This window comes from Pseudarthrobacter sp. NPDC055928 (genome assembly GCF_042270935.1).
In the GTDB taxonomy this organism is placed as follows: Bacteria; Actinomycetota; Actinomycetes; order Actinomycetales; family Micrococcaceae; genus Arthrobacter.
In genome coordinates, this window is record NZ_JBHJZH010000008.1 from 21168 (window position 1) to 39113 (window position 17946).

A 17946-nucleotide genomic window follows, 5' to 3' on the forward strand; every position below is an offset into this window, starting at 1 on the left:
CGGCCCCCTCCGTTTGGAGGGGGCCGCATTTGTGCGTCTTGGCAGGCTCTGCAGCCGCCGGGCTCCGCTACTTCCGTGCCGTTGCCAGCATTCCTTCGACTTCTTTCTTGAAGGCTTCGGCTGCTGCCTGCGGAGTCAGGCGGTCGTACAAGACCTCGTCGGTGAACCGCTTGATGACGTTCTGGACGCTGCCCGCGCCCACCGGCGGGACGGGTGGAGCGTCGGCGATGTCCGGCGCGATGTCCTTCAGGAAGGCCACAACGGTTGTGTCTGCGGGTTTGAGGGTGGACGTGATGCTCTCGACGATCTCAGAGTTGCTGGGGACGCCGCGGTCAGTCATGAGGATGGCACCGGCAGCCGGGCTGTTCGCCAGGTAATTAATGAAGGTTGCGGCCGCCTCAGGATGCTTGGAGCGAGAAGACGCAGACCAGAACATCGTGGGCTTGTAGTACATGCCGTTGTCTGCGGACTTACCGTCCAGGCTGGGGGCGCGGAGCATTTTGATGCTGCTGCCTGTAGTGGTTTCCAGCGAGCCGAGCTGGTTGGTCCACCACCACGCCATGCCGACCCGGTTGGTGCCGAACAGGCTCTCCTCCAAGCCTGCGCCGGAGTCTTCGGTGGCCACGGTGGCGGGCGGGCTTGCCTGCGAGTCACGCTGTTCCTTAAGCCGCTCCCAGAAGGAAGCAGCGGTGGCTGTGTCGAAATCCAGCTTTCCGTCCTGGGAGTAGAGGTTCTCGCCGTGCTGCCGAAGCCAGATGATGAGGTCTGCTTCGTTGCTGCCATAGGCCGCACCGTAGCTCTTCCCGTTACCCGCCGCGCTGAGCTTCGCGGCAGTGTCCATGAAGTCACTCCATGTCCACGTGGTGTCGTCGGGTAAAGGGACGTTGGCTGCTTCGAAGACCTTGGTGTTGGCCATGATGACGTAAGCATTCTTGCCGGTGCTCAGGCCATACTGTGCGTCGTCGTATTGGCCGGAGGCCAGTGATTCCTTGTCCAGCTTGGAGGTGTCGACCCCGCTTTGCTTGGACAGGTCCAGCAGTGCTCCGCGGCCGCCGTACTCGGCGATGTACTTCTGGTCCATCTGGATGACATCCGGTGCATCGTTGGCGGCGGTCTTAGTGGCCAGTTTGTCCCAATAGCTGGCCCATTCGCCGGGCTCGGATTCGATCTGGATGTTGGGATGCTCAGCCTCGAACGCGTCGATGACCTTTTCGGTCTGGGCGTTGAGGTACTCGTTGCCCCACCAGGCGAAACGCAGGGTGACCTGGTCGTTGCTGCTGGATCCTGCGGGCGCGCCGCAGCCGGTGGCGAGCAGCGACACCGCGACGGCGACTGCGCCGAGCTGGAATCTCCTGCGGCTGATGGCCTGAATCTTCATTGATGTGCCTTCCTCGAAGGGTGGGGTCCACCCCGCCTGTGTTCCCGTGCCGCGTCGATGCCGGTGGGAGAGCGTCGAATGAGAAAGCGTTTTCTCACTCAGGTTTCCGATTCTGCCCCGCATCGACTTCAGCGTCAAGAGTTTTCGGTAAGCGGTTTCCCGGCAGTTGCCGAATTCCATGTAGGCGTCGTCTGGCAGGATGGTTCCGTGACGATTACTGCAGCGGCCGACGGTTCGGCTCTAGGAAATCCAGGTCCGGCTGGCTGGGCATGGTACGTGAACGACGACTGCTGGCGGGCCGGAGGGTGGCCTCACGGCACCAATAACCAGGGCGAGCTGATGGCCGTGCTGGACCTGTTCCGTGCCACAGCCCACGTTCCCCACGAAGACCTGAGAGTTTTATGCGACAGCCAGTACGTGATCAACTCCATTACCAAATGGATGCCTGGATGGAAGCGCAAGGGGTGGCGGAAAGCGGACGGAAAGCCAGTCCTGAACGTTGAACTGTTCAAGGAATTGGACCGGGAACTTGCCGGGCGAAAGTACACGTTTGAATGGGTCAAGGGGCATGCGGGCCACGACCTCAATGAGGCCGCTGACGAACGGGCCAGGGCCGCGGCCACCGCATACCAGCAGGGCGTTGCTGCCCGCTCCGGTCCGGGATTCGCCGGCGCGCCGGGCCACGTGGGCGCCAAGGCTCCTGCCGCGGCCGGTGCGGCGGCGGGTATGGGCGGATCTGTTGGTTCCAATAATGCTGCCTTGTCCAATCACCAGGAGCTGCTGAGCGAGCCAGATCTGTTCAGCGAGCTGGAGGAAGATCCGCTGGCCACGCCTGGCGCCCCCGGGAAGTCGCCGGAGGAAATCGTTGAGGCCCTCGAACGGGAGCTGCTGGGCCCCGATGTTCGAGGCGACATCGGCCGCACGGGTGTCCTGCTGCATCCCGACTTCATGGAGATTGGAAGCTCGGGGAGGGCGTGGACCCGCGAGGCGATGATGCTCGCGCTGGAGGAAGATCCCGGTGAGCGGACGGAGCTGGAAATACTGGGCGCGGACCGCATCGGAACCGGCGCGGTCCTGCTGACCTACCGCAGCTACGCGCGTTCAGGAACAACGCTCCGCAGCTCCTTGTGGGTTCTCGACAACGGCCGCTGGCGGCTCCGCTTCCATCAGGGAACGCCCGAAGCCTGAAAGCAGGCATCGCAGTGGCGGCGGGGCCTCTACGGGCACCGCGCACTGCCTCCACGTCCGGCCGCCGTTCTCAGCTAAAACGCTGGGTGTTGCCCTGCTCGGCTTGGGCATAGGTGGCCGCGGCCAAGGCCAGCGCAAGGTTGATTGACGCAAGCGAGGCCTCCACCTTGCCCTGGGTCAGGGTCCATTCCGATATCAGCGCCTGGAAGTTGGTGGCCGCCGAGCCCCGCCAGGTGGACTGTAGCTCGTCCAGGCCGCGCTTCATGGCCTGGACGTCGGCGCTGATCCGGTCCACTGTCGCTTTGACGTTGGCGGACTTGAGCTGGAGGAGTTCGGTGTCAACGGAAATGATGCTCATGGCTGCTGCCTTTCAGGTGGTGGACAGCCAGGCTGTCCGGTCCGGCGGCTCCGGACCACTGCCATGAGCCTATGGAGCCGGACGCAGCCAGGGCCACGGGCAGTTGCTATATGTGGATAACGCGGCCGTCGTTGGCGCTTCCGCCGTCGCCATGATCCTGCCCACCGGTGTCCTGGACTTCGCGAATCCGTCCCTGGCCGGGTTCGCCTTGTGGGTCCTGTCCTTCGTCCTCGTCCCGTGTGGGCAGGCTGACCACCAGGGTGGCGCCGCCGCCGTCCGTGGCCTGGACCCTGACGCTGCCGCCATGTGAGCCGACGATTGCCGCGACGATGGCCAACCCCAGACCGCTGCCGCCCGTGTCTCTGGTCCGCGACGTATCCGCGCGGTAGAAGCGCTCGAAGACCCTGGAGGCGTCGTCGTCGGAAATCCCGGGGCCGTGGTCCCTGACCTCGATCACGGAGGCGGGCTGGCCGCCGTCGGACGTCCGGACGCCCACCGCCAGCTCGATCGGGCTGCCGTCCGGCGTGTAGCGCAGGGCGTTACCGACCAGGTTGCCTACCACCTGGCGCAGTTTTGCTTCGTCCCCGAGGACGGGGGCGGGCGCCGCATTGTCGCCGTCGAGACCAACCAGTGAAATGGTGCGCGTACGGTCACTGGCCTGGGTGTCCACCACGGCGTCATGGGCGATCAGCTGGAGGTCAACCGGCTTCTGCTGGAGAGGCCGCTGTTCGTCCAGGCGGGCCAGGAGCAGGAGGTCTTCCACCATGGAACCCATCCGCTTGGCTTCACTTTCGATGCGGTCCATCGCGGTGGCGACGTCGGCATCCGTAGCGAGGGCGCCATGGCGGTACAGCTCCGAGAAGCCCCGGATGGTTACCAGCGGTGTGCGGAGTTCGTGTGAGGCATCGGCTGCAAAGCGGCGCATCCGGCCCTCGGAGGCTGTCCTGGCGGCAAACGCCGTTTCGATGTGCGCCAACATGGCGTTCAGCGAACTGGCCAGCCTGCCCACCTCCGTGCCGGGATTCTCGACTTCCACGCGCCGGGACAGGTCGCCGGCGGCGATGGCGGCAGCGGTCTTCTCAACCCGGGCCAGTGGACGGAAGGACCGCGACACGGTCCAGCTGGCAATCAGCGAGGCGAGCAGGAGCGTCAGCAGTCCCACGCCTGTGACCACCAGCGTGGCGTGCTTGAGGACGTCGTCCACGCTCTGCAGCGGCAGGCCGATGACAACCACGGCGCTGCGTCCGTTGTTCAGGACGGGCACGGCCACCACCCGCCAGTTCTGGCCGTCGGTGCCGCGGACCTGGTAGGGGCGGGTTCCCAGATCCTGCGCTTGATCCGCGGTGATGTTGCTGATGTCCGGGCGGTTCACGGCATCACCGCCGAACGGGTAGGGATCCTCGCCCGGGGTGTAGAGAATCAGGGAGTAGTCCGTGGGTACCGGATTGGGTGCCTGCAATTGTGTGAAGGACCGCTGTCTGTGGGCCAGTTCGACGGCGGCATTGAGTTTGTCATCCACCTGGCCTTGGAGGTAGCTATGGAGCAGCGTCAGGGTGCCCGCGCCGGTCACCGTCAGCGCAACGATCAGCAACGCCATGATGATGGCGACGAGCTGGGACCTCAGGGAGGCCGATTTCCACCGCTCCAGCAAGGTCAGCGCTTCTCTGCCGTCCGGAGCACGTAGCCCACCCCGCGCTTGGTCTGGATCAGGGCCGGCGCCTCCGGGTCAATGTCCACCTTGCGGCGGAGATAGGAGATATAGGACTCCACGATGGAGGCGTCCCCGTTGAAGTCGTACTCCCAGACATGGTCCAGGATCTGGGACTTTGAGAGCACCCGGTTGGGGTTCAACATGAGGTAGCGGAGGAGCTTGAACTCTGTGGGGGAGAGCTCGATGACGGTGCCGCCACGCCGGACTTCGTGGGCGTCGTCGTCGAGCTCCAGGTCATCAACGCGAATGACGGCGTCGTCGTCGAGCAGCGGCTGGGTACGGCGGAGGACGGCGCGGATCCGCGCCACCACCTCGTCCAGGCTGAAGGGCTTGGTGACGTAGTCGTCGCCGCCCACAGTGAGGCCAGTGACCTTGTCCTCGGTGTCATCCTTGGCAGTCAGGAACAGGACGGGAAAGTGCTTCCCGGAGGCACGGAGCCGGCGCGTGACCGTGAAGCCATCCATGTCCGGAAGCATCACGTCCAGGACGGCCAGGTCGGGGGAGTGGAGTTCAGCGGCCGCCAGGGCATCGCGCCCGTTGCCCGCGGAGACGACCTCGAAACCTGCGAACCGGAGGGAGGTGGACAGCAGTTCGCGGATGTTGGGTTCGTCATCAACAACAAGGAGCTTCGCCTCTGGGCCGTTCTTCTTCATACTCCCATGATGCTCCCAGAGTCTGGGAGTTTTCTGGATGGATGGTGGGTGTTCTTCGTGAAAGGCAAAACAGGGCCCCTGCCATCGCATGCAGGGACCCTGGTTTTGGTGCCCACAGGCACCCCGTAAGACCTATCCGGCCTGCTCTACATCCTTGGCATCCATGATCCGGTAGGCGTAGCCCTGCTCGGCCAAAAACCGCTGGCGCTTGGCCGCGAAATCCTGGTCCAGGGTGTCCCTTGCCACCAGCGAGTAGAAGCGGGCTGCCCGCCCGTCTTTCTTGGGACGCAACAGGCGGCCCAGCCGCTGCGCTTCCTCCTGGCGGGATCCGAAGGAGCCGGAAACCTGGATGGCTACGGAAGCCTCGGGCAGGTCGATGGAAAAGTTGGCCACTTTGGACACCACCAGTGTCTGCACGTCACCGGCTCGGAACGCGTCGAAGAGCTTCTGCCGTTCCTTGACGGACGTATCGCCCTTGATGACCGGAGCGTTGAGGCGCTCGCCGATCTCGTCCAGCTGGTCGATGTACTGCCCGATCACCAGCAGCGGCTCGCCCACATGCTTGGCTACGAGCTGTTCCACGATCTGCGTCTTGGTCTCGGATGTGGAGCACAGCCGGTACTTGTCGGCGTCCTCTGCCATCGCGTAGGCGACGCGCTCGTCGCGGGGGAGGTCCACCCGGACTTCGACACAGTCCGCCGGGGCGATGTACCCCTGCGATTCGATGTCCTTCCAGGGCGCGTCGTACCGCTTGGGCCCGATCAGGCTGAAGACTTCGCCTTCGCGCCCGTCCTCCCTGACGAGGGTAGCGGTGAGGCCCAGCCGGCGTCGTGCCTGCAGGTCTGCCGTCATGCGGAAGATCGGGGCGGGAAGCAGGTGCACTTCGTCGTAGATGATCAGGCCCCAGTCATTGCCGTCCACGAGCTCCAAATGCGGATACAGTCCGCCGCGTTTGGTGGTGAGGACCTGGTACGTGGCGATGGTGACAGGCCGGACTTCCTTGACCGCCCCGGAGTACTCACCTATTTCGTCCTCGGTCAGCGAAGTGCGTTTGAGCAACTCGTCCTTCCACTGCCGGGCAGCCACCGTGTTGGTCACCAGGATGAGGGTGGTTGTGGAACTGACGGCCATGGCCGCTGCCCCCACCAGAGTCTTACCCGCACCGCACGGAAGGACCACGACCCCGCTGCCCCCGGCCCAAAAGTTTTCCGTGGCCAGCCGTTGGTAGGGGCGCAGCTTCCAGCCGTCCTCATTCAAAGCGATCAGGTGCGGCGTGCCGTCCACATAGCCGGCGAGGTCCTCCGCCGGCCAGCCGATTTTCAGCAGCAGCTGCTTGAGCTGGCCCCGCTGGGAGGAATGGACCACGATGGTTTCGCCGTCGATCCGTGGCCCCAACAAGGGCTGGATTTTCTTGGCCCGGATGACCTCTTCCAGCACGGGGTAGTCGTCAGTGCGCATGACCAGGCCGTGCTGCGGATCCTTTTCCAGCCTCAGCCGCCCGTATCGGGACATAGTCTCTTCGACGTCGATCAGCAGCGAATGCGGCACCGGGAAGCGTGAGTACTTCAGCAGCGTGTCCAGGACCTTTTCCGCGTCCAGCCCCGCGGCCCGCGCGTTCCACAGGCCCAGCGGCGTCAGCCGGTAACTGTGCATGTGTTCCGGGGCGCGCTCGAGCTCGGCGAACGGGGCAATGGCGTGGCGGGCTTCGGTGGCCAGTTCATGGTCCACCTCAAGCAGTATGGTCTTATCGCTCTGGACAATTAGCGGTCCGTCGTTCACGCGGTGGCGTCCTTTACTGGCGCAGTTCCCCTGCGGCCTCGATATCAATGATCCGGTGGATGGAAACCACCCGTTCGGTCTCCCGCGCCGGATCGAAGACCCTGACCCGTCCGCCACTTACCGATAAGGGAACAACCGTCTCCAGGCTCGCATTCCCCCCACCGTCCACGACATTCATGCTCACAGTCTGCTTGAGCCGGATGGCCCGCTGCAGGGTCTCCAGCCCAAGCTGGGTTGCGGTTTCCCCGGACCCGGACTGGGGTGGGGACACGGACGACGGCGGGACGCCGGCCCCCGGTCCTCCCACCGCTTCCTGGCCATCGTGGATGCCGGAGGGTGAGGTTTTGTGATGGCGCAGGACAGACAGCTGGGCATCCATCTCCGCTTCGGCCGGCGCGGTCCGCGGGGCGGTGTATACCGGACGGGTGCTCCCCGGTGCCTGCGTGGTGCGGCGCAGCCGGACCACCGACGGTTCGGATTCCTCCACTGACGGCGAGAGCCCCATGCTGCGCAGGACCTGTGCCGTTTCGCGTGGGGGCGCCTTGGATATGAGCACTGTGGGCGCGATTCTCACGAGGCCAAGGCCGGAGGCCTTTGATTCGGAGGCCAGCTCCAGCACGGCGGTCTCGTCGTCGCTCTGGACAAAGCTCGCGGCCATCCCCACTCGCAGCCGTCCGTGGCGCGAGGCCGTGTCCTCTACCAGGTATTCCAGGGGTTGCGGCACAGCGGTGGCGGAGTGCTCCCTCAGGAAGCCCAGCAGGCTCGCCGCATCCTGCCCTGCCTCCAAGGCGCGGCGCACGGACGCAGCAGAAAACCGGTAGATCGTTGCCGGACCCTGCCCTTCGGCGTCGGCCATCAACAGCAGTTTTTCGCTGAGCTCGGGACTGAGGTACCCCGGGGCAACGGCCGTGAGATCGGCCTGGAGCAGCACGTGGTTCAGGGCAGCGGGAAGGTGCTCACCGAGGATCCCCAGCGCTTCATCGGGCTTGTCCTCGGCGATCGCGCTTCCCAGCTGGCTGAGCGCCCCTGAACCGGTCAGGCCAAGCATGTCGGCCTCCGCCAGCACGCCGCGGATCAGCGAACTGAAGCGCCGCGCCATCCGGGGCTGTTCCCATTCAGCCCGCTGCAGCACAGCCGCCGCGTCCAGGACGGGGGCGTGGGCGTCGGGAGCTGTGGCCTCATTGGTGAGTTGGTTCAGGATTTCCAGGATCCTTTTCCGGACAACGGGAGCATCAGGCCGTTGCGCTTCGGCCGAGAGCGCGTTGATGGTGGTGCCGGTTGCGCCGCGATGGGCAACTGCCGGTGCGTTGGGCTGCCCACTGACGGGCTGGCCCACGAGAGACGGGACGCGTTCACTTGCCAGCCACGCGTTAACCAGCCACAGCCATTGCTCCTGCCGCGGCAGGAGCAGCCATTCCAGTTCCGGAGGCTGCACCCAGGCAGAGGAATCCACATCAAGGCGGATCAGGCCGGATAGGGCACACAGTTCCACCAGCAAGCCCGCACGATGCTGCTCAATCCGCAGCGTTTCCGCGACCCGCCTCATCTCCCGTACCCCCACGCCGCCGGTGCGCAATGTTGCCAGTGGCTGTTCCCTGACTGCGTAAAGAAGCTCGCCCACCAGCCGAAGCGTTTCCGCAATGGCACCCAGCGCGGCGTTCCGGCGGAGTGCAGCTGTCGTGTGGCCAAGTTCAGGAACGGGCGGCGAAAGGGTGAAGTCGTTGATAATCGCACCGCCCCGGAGGGACACGCCCACGCTGTGCGGCAGTTCCACGTGGGCTGCGTCCAAGGGGACCAGCAGGCCGCGGGCCAGCAGCCAGTCAACGGGCCCGACGTCGGCGGTTTCGTTGGTCACGGATGCTTTCCGTTGCGCTTGGGGGACAGCACCCATGGCCCAGTTTCCGAATCGGGCCAGTAACGCCGTGGTACGTTCCGGTGCATCCGCCAGGATCTGCTGCAGCGACTCCGGCGACGACGTCCAGTGCTGCAGGGCAAGCGCTGCTTCCATAGGCGTGGTGGCTTCCTGGACGGGCACGCCGCTGCGGTGCAACTCGGCAACCAGCTGTACCACGCGCTGGGCGAACGCCGGCTGCAGGCGGACCAGTTCCGTGTAGCTGCGGCCCAGCCCGGCCGGGTAGATGCCCACGACATCCCGAAGGGACCCCACCGGGAGGTAGAAGCGCTGGCGGTGTCCGGTAGGGGTTGTTCCGTGCGGGGGATCCGCCCGGTGCACGAGCGCGAGGTCCTGAAGGGAGGCCAGGATCCGGTCAACGGCGGCCACCGAAGCACCGGGAATGAACTTCCGCAGCCCGGCGGCGCACGCGCTGTGGGCCGTGTCCGTATTTGTGCAGAGATGGAGGGTCTCCAGGACCTGCATCTGTGGTTTGTTCAGGCGTTCCAGTGCCCGCTGGACACTTACCCTGGCGCTGGCACGCGCCGCGAGGGCGGAAAAGTCCGGAACGGCAGGCGAGATAAGGTCCGGCCGCGCGGCGAACAGTGCCCGCAACGACTCGTCGCTGCGTGCCTCCAGCTCTTTGCTCAACGCGCGGATAAGGGACATCAGTCCAACGTTACCGTCCGCCGGACTTTCCTGCCCGGCGCCGTCCCGCCACACTGTCCAGGATCAGGAAGAGCATCAGCAGGAAGGCCAGCGGCAGGCCGTAGAGGGCCGTTGAGGTGACCCACACGGGGGCTGCCGAGCCGGCAAAGGCCAGCGCCATCACCGCGCCCACTGCCATCAGTGAGAGCAAGGCGACCGCTGCCGCACAGATCATCAGGGGACGCCGGTAACGCGAGGGTGTCATGGACGTAACGCTAACAGTCCTTCGGCAGGCGATGGTGTGAAGGAGGGAAAGCAGGATTCGGGCGTGCGGCAGGATAACCTTGAAGTAACAGACCAACTCGGCCCGGGCAGTCATACCCTGAACCCGCATATCAATGCGGATGCGGTGACTGCCGGTCGTGTCTCAAGACGTCAGAACGAAGAAGGTTGATTACGTGCCTACCGGCAAGGTCAAGTGGTATGACAAGGAAAAGGGTTTCGGATTCCTCGCGGGCGAGGACGGCCAGGAAGTGTTCCTGCCCAAATCGTCGCTGCCTGAGGGCATTACTGAGCTGAAGGCTGGAACCCGGGTGGAGTTCGGCGTTGCCGACGGCCGCAAGGGTGCCCAGGCCCTGGGCCTGCGCGTCCTGGATAAGACGCCGTCCATCGCCAAAGCAAAGCGGCCCAGCGCCAAGGACCTGGCACCATTGGTGCAGGACCTCGTCAGCGTGCTGGACAACCTCTCCGGCACCCTGTCCGCCGGAAAGTACCCGGAAGGCAACAAGGGCAAGGCCATCGCCGCAGCCCTGCGTAAGGTTGCCGACGAGCTGGACGTTTAGGCCTGCTGATGAACCCGGAAGCTGAACAGCCGGACCCCGCGGCAGCGGATCAGGCAGGCGCCGCCGTCGAACCGTCAGCGGGAGCCGCGGCGAAGGCCGCCCCGGCCGCCACCGAAACCAAGCGCCGTGCGGGTGTCCCCGTCTGGCGTATCGGAAAACCGGACGCCTTCCTCGCCGCCGCAGTTGACGTAGCCCGGACCGCCGTTGAAGGCATCACTGCGGCCTCGACAATAGGCGCCCACCTCGGTGCCAAGAGTGAGGGCGACCGCCTGGTGACGCACCTCTTTGAGTCGCGCCTGCCCGGATACCAGGGGTGGCAGTGGTTTGCCGTCCTGACGCGTAACTCGCGGTCCAAGGTGGTCACGGTCAGTGAACTTGGACTGTTGCCCTCAGAGGACTCCATCCTTGCCCCCGAGTGGGTGCCTTGGGCAGAACGCGTGCGCCCCGAGGACGCCCAGGACGCCGAAGCCCTGGAGGTGGTTGGGGCACCGGACATCGAGGAAGGTCCGGACACCAACGTGCCTGGCCCGGAAGCGTTGGATGGCGAAGGGACTGTCGCGGAGGACGCTGATGCTGAAGACGCCGAAGAGCCTGACGCTGACGAGCCTGAGCCTGACGAGCCTGACGCTGACGAGCGTGACGCCGAATAATCGGCGAGCAGACACGCGACTCACACTAAACGCAGACGGCGCCGTCCGGGACCAAAGTCCGGACGGCGCCGTCGAGCGTTAAGAGCCCAATATTGCCCCAGGCATCCTGACGCCTCATACCCATCGATTGCTCCGTAGGCGCCCTTTAGGGGCCCAAAAGGGCGTTGCTGGAGCAATCGATGAGTGGGTGGGGGACTACTTGCGCAGTTCGCCCACCACAAAGTCGATGCAGGCCAGCAGCGCAGAGACATCTGCCGGTTCGATTGCCACGAAAGTGGCGATCCTGAGCTGGTTACGGCCCAGCTTGCGGTAGGGCTCCGTGTCCACAATGCCGTTGGCACGCAGCACCTTGGCAACGGCAGTGGCGTCAATGGAGTCGTCAAAGTCGATCGTCGCGATAACGTTTGAGCGCTCCTCCGGCTTGGCCACGAAAGGCGTGGCAAACTCGGAAGCCTCAGCCCAGCTGTAAATCCGGCCGGCAGAGTCCGCTGTACGGGCCGACGCGAAGTCCAGGCCGCCGTTGCTGTTCAGCCACTGCACCTGGGCATCCAGGGTCACCAGGGTGGAGAGCGACGGCGTGTTGTAGGTCTGGTTCAGGCGGGAGTTCTCGATCGCCGTCTGGAGGTCCAGGAAGTCGGGGATCCAGCGGTCGCTGGCCTTGATCCTGGCGGCACGCTCCAGCGCTGCCGGGGAAAAGAGGCCCAGCCACAGGCCGCCGTCGGACGCGAAGTTCTTCTGCGGTGCGAAGTAGTACACGTCTGCCTCGGCAACATCAACGTCCAGGCCACCTGCGGCGGACGTTGCGTCCACCAGGACGAGCGCGCCCTCATCCACACCGGAGACGCGCTTGACGGGCGCCGAAACACCGGTGGAGGTCTCGTTCTGCGGCCAGGCGTAGACGTCAACGCCGGCCTCGGCCTGGGCAACCGGCCGCGTACCGGGCTCGGACTTGATGATCGAGGAGGCGTCCAGGAACGGCGCCTTGTTGGTGGCTGAGGCAAACTTGGAGCCGAATTCGCCGAAGGACAGGTGCTGGGCCTTCTTCTCAACGAGGCCAAAGCTGGCAATATCCCAGAATGCTGTGGAACCGCCCACGCCCAGTACTACCTCGTACCCGTCAGGGGCACGGAAGAACTGGCTCAGGCCTTCGCGGACCGAACCGACAAGGTTCTTGACCGGAGCCTGGCGGTGGGACGTGCCCAGAATGGTCGTGGACGCCGCCGAGAGTGCTTCAATCTGTTCCGGCCTGACCTTGGAAGGTCCTGCGCCGAACCGTCCGTCCTTTGGCAGGAGGTCGGCAGGAATAGTGATGCTGTTTTCGCTCACAAGGGCTCCAATTTCGGCGTGGACGTGACACATGTCCGGGACGGTGGGGTGGCCGGCAGTCGTCAGTGACCGCAACGAGGACCTCCTATATTCTGCCTGAACCGCTGATTCGGCGGGAACCGGCTACGTCATAGTCCAGCCATTGAGACAGGCCGGAGGGGCCGTAGGAATTATCCGGACAAATTCAAAATAGGCTAAGCTTTTCAACGGACTACGTCGCTGTCGGTACGCGATACGGTGGGACAACGCAAGGTAATGCGCTCGAGGAGCTGAGCTGGATGACGGATCTGATCGATACTACGGAGATGTATCTTCGGACCATTTTGGAGCTTGAGGAAGAGAACATCGTTGCTCTTCGCGCCCGCATTGCCGAACGGCTGCGGCACTCCGGACCCACGGTGTCCCAAACGATTGGCCGGATGGAACGCGACGGCCTGGTGGTGGTCTCCGGAGACCGTCATCTGGAACTGACGGAAACCGGGCGTAAACGGGCCACCGAGGTCATGCGCAAGCACCGGCTCGCGGAGCGCCTCCTGGCGGATGTGATCGGCCTGGACTGGGCGTACGTCCATGACGAAGCGTGCCGCTGGGAGCACGTGATGAGTGAGCGCGTCGAGCGGCGCATCTACGAAATGCTGAACCACCCCACTGAATCGCCCTATGGCAATCCCATCCCTGGCCTGGCGGCATTGGGAGGCCAGGCATCGTCGCCCTTCACGGACGGTGTGATTAATCTCCTGGAAGCCATGAAGGGCTATGGCCCCGGATCCACCGTGGTTGTCAGCAGGCTGGCAGAACCCATCCAAGTGGACCCTGAGCTGCTGACCCAGCTGGACGAGGGCGGGATCCGGCCGGGCGCCCCGATTTCGCTGGAGCGCGTGGGAGACTACATTTCGGTCCGGGTCCCCGGGATCGAAGGGGCACTGGAGCTTCCCCCCGAAGTGGCGGCGCACGTATTCGTATCCGTCCGCTGACCTCTGACGGAGCGCCCGGGTCCGGCGGGCGGGTTACCCCAATGAATAGGCTTTAAGCAAAGATAACGGAATTGTTACTGTCTGGCTTAATCGCCTATAGTTAACGCCAAGCGTCGATACAAAAGCGTTACCTGATCTGGAGCCGAGCTCTGCCAGCAGATCAGTAGTACGAGTCACCAACTGGCAGAGGCGGGGGAACCACAACCGGCAGTCGCAAGGCTGCCTTGGGGTGAAGTCCGTCAGCAGCAAGCCTCTTCCAGCGAAGGATCCTCACGGGATATCTCTGCGCCGAAGCTTGCTTACGGCGGACCGGGTCTATGAACTCTCTGACCCGAATCCGACAGCTAACTTCGCAGGCTTTCCAGAGAGGAACCGTTCTTGACCATGCAGAATTCCAGGGGCCGCCGCCGCGCAGCGGGCCCCGCAGCAGCGCCCCGCGTTGCTGCAGCTGTGGCCGCGGACAGGCCCCGGGATCCACAGCGCGATGCGCGCCGCCGCCGGGGACCCTTCCGGCAAATCACTGACTTCGCAGCGGCCAGTGGGGTGGGCCAAAAGGCCGGCATCGCCCTCGCGGCCACCGGCCTGGTGCTCACAGTCACCGTCCCTGCCACCAGTCCCGTCCTGGCCACGCCGGACGCCGGTCAGCAGACATCGGCTGTTTCCGCAGCTCCGCAGCCTGAAATTTCCGCCGAAGCAGGCGCAAAAATCGACTTCAGCCGCTCATCCGTAGTCACCATGGGTGATCCGGACGGCAAACTCAAGCAACTCCTGAGCGCCCAGTCGGCGGGGTCCATCACCCGGGCCGCCTCGGCCGGCAGCCTCGGTGCTCCGCTGGCGAGCCTGGTTACGGCCTCCCCATTCGGCTACCGCGTGAGTCCTATCACTGGCGGCTCCGGTGACTTCCACCGCGGCCAGGACTACGTGGCACAGTGCGGCACGTCTGTCCTGGCGGCCGCCAGCGGCACTGTGACCTTTGCGGGATGGCACCAGTTTGGCGGAGGTAACCGCGTGGTCGTGGACCACGGCAACGGCCTTGAAACGACGTACAACCACCTGTCTTCCTTCAACGTCAAGGTTGGCCAAACGGTCAGCCGAGGCGAGGTAGTGGCGCTCAGCGGCACCACCGGCGCCTCCACAGGCTGCCACCTCCATTTCGAGGTCCAGGTCAATGGCGAAGTCGTTGACCCCACCGGCTGGCTCTAGCCCAACTGATGGAAAACTCTCACATTTGCGTGACATGCCGTGACCTGAATGTGACATTCGCTCTGAACTGCTGTACCGTCTAACTTGCGTCAACTTTTCCGAAGTTGACGTTCTTGAGTGGATTGCCTAGCTCTGCCACCGCTCAAGGTCCGTTCGCATGACATCGTCTGGCAGGGGCGGGGGAACCAATTTTGGCCTTTGAAGTTCGAAGGCCTTGGGGTTAAGTCGCAAAGCTTCCTGTGGAAGCGGCGTGGCCGGGTGAACTCCCATCCGAATCCGACAGCTCACCTCGTAGGCATTGGGAGAGGCTACCTTCGTGTCTTCACGCCATAATTCTGCGCGTCACCGCGCACAAACGGTTCGCACCAACCCGTTGGGCCCCGTGTCCAAGGCTGTCAGTGCAAATGCCGGGACCGTCGGTCGCCAAGCTGCTGTCATCGCAGCTGCATCAGGTCTGATCCTGAGCATGGGGCTTCCGGCCAACGCAGCGGACACCACCGCTGGCGTTTCCGCCTCCACCGAGTCCGGCTCGCAGACGGCGCTTGCCGTCACCGCTGCCCCCACCGCCACCGTCTCCTTCGAACGCCCCGTGGTCAAGACCACGCCGGCCCCGAAGGTCGAAACGGTCCGTGCACAGTCCACTGACACGGAACGGGCAGCAGATGCAAAGGCCCCCGCAGCCAGCAAGCTGACGGACGCGGTATCTTCCGCGGCCGCCTCCGGCCTGGCCGCAATCGCCTACACCGGAATCGGCCACCCCTACGTCTGGGGCGGCACCTCGCCCAGCGGCTGGGACTGCTCCGGCTTCACCCAGTGGGTGTACGCCCAGGCAGGCATCAGCATTCCCCGTGTAAACGCGTGGACGGCAATGACCCCCACGTCAACACCGTCTCCCGGTGACCTTGTTATGCAGAATGGCGGCGCACACGTAGGCATCTACGTTGGCAACGGCATGATGATCAGCGCCCTGAACCCGTCACAGGGAACGCTGCTGCACTCCGTGGCCTCCACGGGCGGCGGATCCTTCTACACCCTGAAGTAGAAGAACCGCGCCCGCTAGAACACTTTTCGCTAAATCCCCGTTCGGGGTGTGCCGGCGTACCCCCAAGATGCCGGCGCACCCAAAGCCCTTGGCCTGCCTGTGCGGTCCTGAGGAAAACGAAAGAGAGAAATAATGACTACACGTGCAATTGCTGCACGGCACCGCGCGGAGGTCACCACGACCAACTCGCTGGCTGTCATTGCCAAGGCCCTCGGCGACAACGCCGGTGGCATGGGTCGCCAGGCCGCGGTTATCGCTGCTGCCTCCGGCCTGGTCCTGACCAGTGGTATCGCCGCCAACGCTGCAGACACCAACGTTCAGCGCGAATCGGCTTCCGCTTCCAACGTTGAGGTTGAGGTTGCCGCTCCGGCGGTCATTTCGGCCGCTTCCACCATTGCCATCTCCTACGAGAAGCCCGCGGTGACCACCACGCCGGCTCCCGTGGTTGAAGCGCCGGAACCTGAGCCTGAGGTTGAGGTTGAGGCTCCCGCACCCGCCGCTCAGGCTGTTTCCACCGTCAAGGTAGCGGCTGCAGCTCCGAAGGCACCTGTGGCCGCCAGCAGCAAGGGCCAGGCCATCCTGTCCGCAGCCTACGCCCAGCTGGGCGTCAACCAGGACTGCACCATGCTGGTCACCAACTCCCTGGCCGCTGTGGGCATCAACTTCCACGACTGGCCTGCAGGTTACCTGTCCCTGGGCCAGACCGTAAGTGCCGCCGAGGCCCAGCCCGGCGACCTGATCTACTACGCCGATGGCGGTGCGGGCGTTGCCCACGTGGCTGTCTACGCCGGCAACGGCCAGGCCGTACACGGTGGCTACAACGGCAACCAGACCGTTGTTTTCAGCGCCAACGTTGGCTCCGGCCCGGTTTTCATCCGCGTCAGCTAATTTCCGTAGCAACGCTTGGCAAGGACCCCCGCCCTACGGCGGGGGTCCTTGCGCTTTAACGACGCAGCCGGGCCCAGACCCGGTAAGAGGCGATCGACACGGGCGCACCCCGAAACCATGGATTAGTTGATCCCGGGTTTCTTTGTTTACTCTTGTGGTGTCGATCCATAGCCCGGACATGCCGAGGGCAGCCGGCCCTCGCGCCCCTGACGGGTGCGGCCGTGAAGAGGTACGTGCATGCGCACTCTCGTTCTGAATGCTGGATATGAACCGCTGGCGGTAATCACCTTCCGCCGGGCGCTGGTCCTTGTGCTCACGGGGAAGGCAAGCGTTGTAGCCGAAGGCGAGGACCCCGTAGTGGGGCCACAGGAGATTCTGGGCCGCCCGTCCGTGATCCTCCTGAACCGCTACATCCGCCCCCGGTACAACCAGACCACCGCCGTGAGCCGCCGTGGCGTGCTGCGCCGGGACGGACACCGGTGCGCCTACTGCGGAAAAGCAGCCCACACCATTGACCACGTCCAGCCCAAGTCCCGCGGCGGTGCAGATTCCTGGGAAAACCTCGTGGCCGCCTGCCTGCGCTGCAACAACGTCAAAGGCGACCACACGCCGGGGGAGATGGGGTGGAAGCTCCGGTTCACCCCGGAACCACCGCATGGGACCATCTGGCAAATCAAGGAGCTGGAGAAACCCACACCGGCGTGGGATCCCTTCCTGTTGCCTGAACGGGCTGCCTGACCCGGCTGAAAGCACGGATAATTCCCGCCCCGCTAGGCTGGAGTGGTGGCTCCTGATACATACGAATTTGACGCGGTAATCCTTGCGGGCGGCCGTTCGTCCCGTCTGGGTGGCGTCCCCAAGCAGTCATTGATTTACGACGGCGCCACCCTCCTGCAGCGGTCCCTCGCAGCAGCCGGGGGTGCCCGGAGGGTCGTGGTGGTCGGCCCGGACCCGGGCCCCCTGCCCGAGGGGGTCCTCAGGTGCCGGGAAGAACCGCCGTTTGCCGGTCCGGCGTCGGCCATTGCAGCAGGCTTGGCCGCGCTCGATGGAACCGCGGGGCCGCGTCCTCCCTTCACGCTCTTGCTGGCCTGCGACATGCCCAGGGTGGGCCAGGCCATTGATGCCCTTCGGCGGTCGCTTGGTCCTGGCGACGGCGCCATGGCCATTTCGCCGGATGGCCACCGCCAACCCCTGGTGGGCTTTTACAGCACTCCCGCACTCCACCGTTCAGTACAGGACCTTGACTCCCGCGGGGCCTTAATGAACGGTTCAGTATCCGCTCTCCTTGCTAGGCTGGACGTGCAGCTTGTCACCGTCCCGGCGGGCTCTACGGATGACGTAGACACCTGGGATGATGCCGCCGCGCTTGGAGTGGCCGGCCGGGAACCACGATGAGGTACCGGACCTGCATGGCC

The 17946-nt window shown here is 64.6% G+C and carries 17 protein-coding genes and 2 riboswitches; of the genes, 9 read left to right on the top strand and 8 right to left on the bottom strand.

Features of this window, described 5'->3' with window-relative positions:
- Nucleotides 1–67: 67 nt before the first annotated feature.
- Nucleotides 68–1378: an ABC transporter substrate-binding protein gene (locus ACFC25_RS11600; protein ID WP_376045275.1), complete on the bottom strand. Its 1311-nt coding sequence runs from the start codon at nt 1376–1378 to the stop codon at nt 68–70.
- Between the two features lie 207 nt (nt 1379–1585).
- Between ACFC25_RS11600 and ACFC25_RS11605 the strand changes: the two genes are divergently transcribed.
- The gene (locus ACFC25_RS11605; protein ID WP_337350388.1) at nt 1586–2566 is read left to right on the top strand and encodes a ribonuclease HI family protein; all 981 of its coding nucleotides are present in this window, start codon (nt 1586–1588) and stop codon (nt 2564–2566) included.
- Nucleotides 2567–2636: 70 nt separating this feature from the next.
- Here the strand turns inward: ACFC25_RS11605 and ACFC25_RS11610 are convergent, their stop codons facing one another.
- The 6 genes from ACFC25_RS11610 to ACFC25_RS11635 all read right to left on the bottom strand — a co-directional run bounded on the left by ACFC25_RS11610 (nt 2637) and on the right by ACFC25_RS11635 (nt 9871).
- The gene (locus ACFC25_RS11610) at nt 2637–2924 is read right to left on the bottom strand and encodes a WXG100 family type VII secretion target (RefSeq protein WP_376045276.1); all 288 of its coding nucleotides are present in this window, start codon (nt 2922–2924) and stop codon (nt 2637–2639) included.
- 106 nt (nt 2925–3030) lie between these two features.
- Nucleotides 3031–4575 (bottom strand): ATP-binding protein, encoded by a 1545-nt coding sequence (locus ACFC25_RS11615; protein ID WP_376045277.1) that lies wholly within the window; start codon nt 4573–4575, stop codon nt 3031–3033.
- 2 nt (nt 4576–4577) lie between these two features.
- A complete protein-coding gene (locus tag ACFC25_RS11620) occupies nt 4578–5288 on the bottom strand; it encodes a response regulator transcription factor (protein WP_337346333.1) in 711 nt (236 codons plus the stop codon).
- 132 nt (nt 5289–5420) lie between these two features.
- Entirely contained in the window at nt 5421–7067 is a 1647-nt protein-coding gene (locus ACFC25_RS11625; protein WP_337346334.1) for a DNA repair helicase XPB, read from the bottom strand.
- 13 nt (nt 7068–7080) lie between these two features.
- On the bottom strand, nt 7081–9627 hold the full coding sequence (locus tag ACFC25_RS11630; protein WP_376045278.1) for a helicase-associated domain-containing protein: 2547 nt from the start codon (nt 9625–9627) through the stop codon (nt 7081–7083).
- 10 nt (nt 9628–9637) lie between these two features.
- The gene (locus ACFC25_RS11635; protein ID WP_337346336.1) at nt 9638–9871 is read right to left on the bottom strand and encodes a hypothetical protein; all 234 of its coding nucleotides are present in this window, start codon (nt 9869–9871) and stop codon (nt 9638–9640) included.
- Nucleotides 9872–10064: 193 nt separating this feature from the next.
- Here ACFC25_RS11635 and ACFC25_RS11640 point away from each other — a divergent pair, with 193 nt between their 5' ends.
- Complete coding sequence (locus ACFC25_RS11640) at nt 10065–10448, top strand: cold-shock protein (protein ID WP_214962901.1); 384 nt, start codon at nt 10065–10067, stop codon at nt 10446–10448.
- Between the two features lie 8 nt (nt 10449–10456).
- Nucleotides 10457–11098: a DUF3027 domain-containing protein gene (locus ACFC25_RS11645; protein ID WP_376045279.1), complete on the top strand. Its 642-nt coding sequence runs from the start codon at nt 10457–10459 to the stop codon at nt 11096–11098.
- A gap of 195 nt (nt 11099–11293) precedes the next feature.
- Here ACFC25_RS11645 and serC read toward each other — a convergent pair whose 3' ends face one another.
- Nucleotides 11294–12424 (bottom strand): phosphoserine transaminase, encoded by a 1131-nt coding sequence (gene serC / locus ACFC25_RS11650; protein ID WP_376045280.1) that lies wholly within the window; start codon nt 12422–12424, stop codon nt 11294–11296.
- Between the two features lie 278 nt (nt 12425–12702).
- Here serC and ACFC25_RS11655 point away from each other — a divergent pair, with 278 nt between their 5' ends.
- The 6 genes from ACFC25_RS11655 (at nt 12703) to ACFC25_RS11680 (ending at nt 17926) form a co-directional block, all read left to right on the top strand.
- Nucleotides 12703–13398 carry a metal-dependent transcriptional regulator gene (locus tag ACFC25_RS11655; RefSeq protein WP_337346339.1) on the top strand — a complete coding sequence of 232 codons (696 nt, stop codon included), beginning with the start codon at nt 12703–12705 and terminating at the stop codon, nt 13396–13398.
- 130 nt (nt 13399–13528) lie between these two features.
- Nucleotides 13529–13772: riboswitch (cyclic di-AMP (ydaO/yuaA leader) on the top strand.
- 10 nt (nt 13773–13782) lie between these two features.
- Entirely contained in the window at nt 13783–14601 is an 819-nt protein-coding gene (locus ACFC25_RS11660) for a M23 family metallopeptidase (protein ID WP_376045281.1), read from the top strand.
- Between the two features lie 148 nt (nt 14602–14749).
- Nucleotides 14750–14913: riboswitch (cyclic di-AMP (ydaO/yuaA leader) on the top strand.
- Between the two features lie 70 nt (nt 14914–14983).
- Nucleotides 14984–15643 carry a C40 family peptidase gene (locus ACFC25_RS11665; RefSeq protein ID WP_376045523.1) on the top strand — a complete coding sequence of 220 codons (660 nt, stop codon included), beginning with the start codon at nt 14984–14986 and terminating at the stop codon, nt 15641–15643.
- Nucleotides 15644–15775: 132 nt separating this feature from the next.
- A complete protein-coding gene (locus tag ACFC25_RS11670) occupies nt 15776–16531 on the top strand; it encodes an NlpC/P60 family protein (protein ID WP_337350382.1) in 756 nt (251 codons plus the stop codon).
- A gap of 237 nt (nt 16532–16768) precedes the next feature.
- Complete coding sequence (locus ACFC25_RS11675) at nt 16769–17269, top strand: HNH endonuclease (protein ID WP_066286886.1); 501 nt, start codon at nt 16769–16771, stop codon at nt 17267–17269.
- A gap of 45 nt (nt 17270–17314) precedes the next feature.
- Nucleotides 17315–17926 (top strand): molybdenum cofactor guanylyltransferase, encoded by a 612-nt coding sequence (locus ACFC25_RS11680; protein ID WP_376045282.1) that lies wholly within the window; start codon nt 17315–17317, stop codon nt 17924–17926.
- Nucleotides 17927–17946 lie beyond the last annotated feature (20 nt).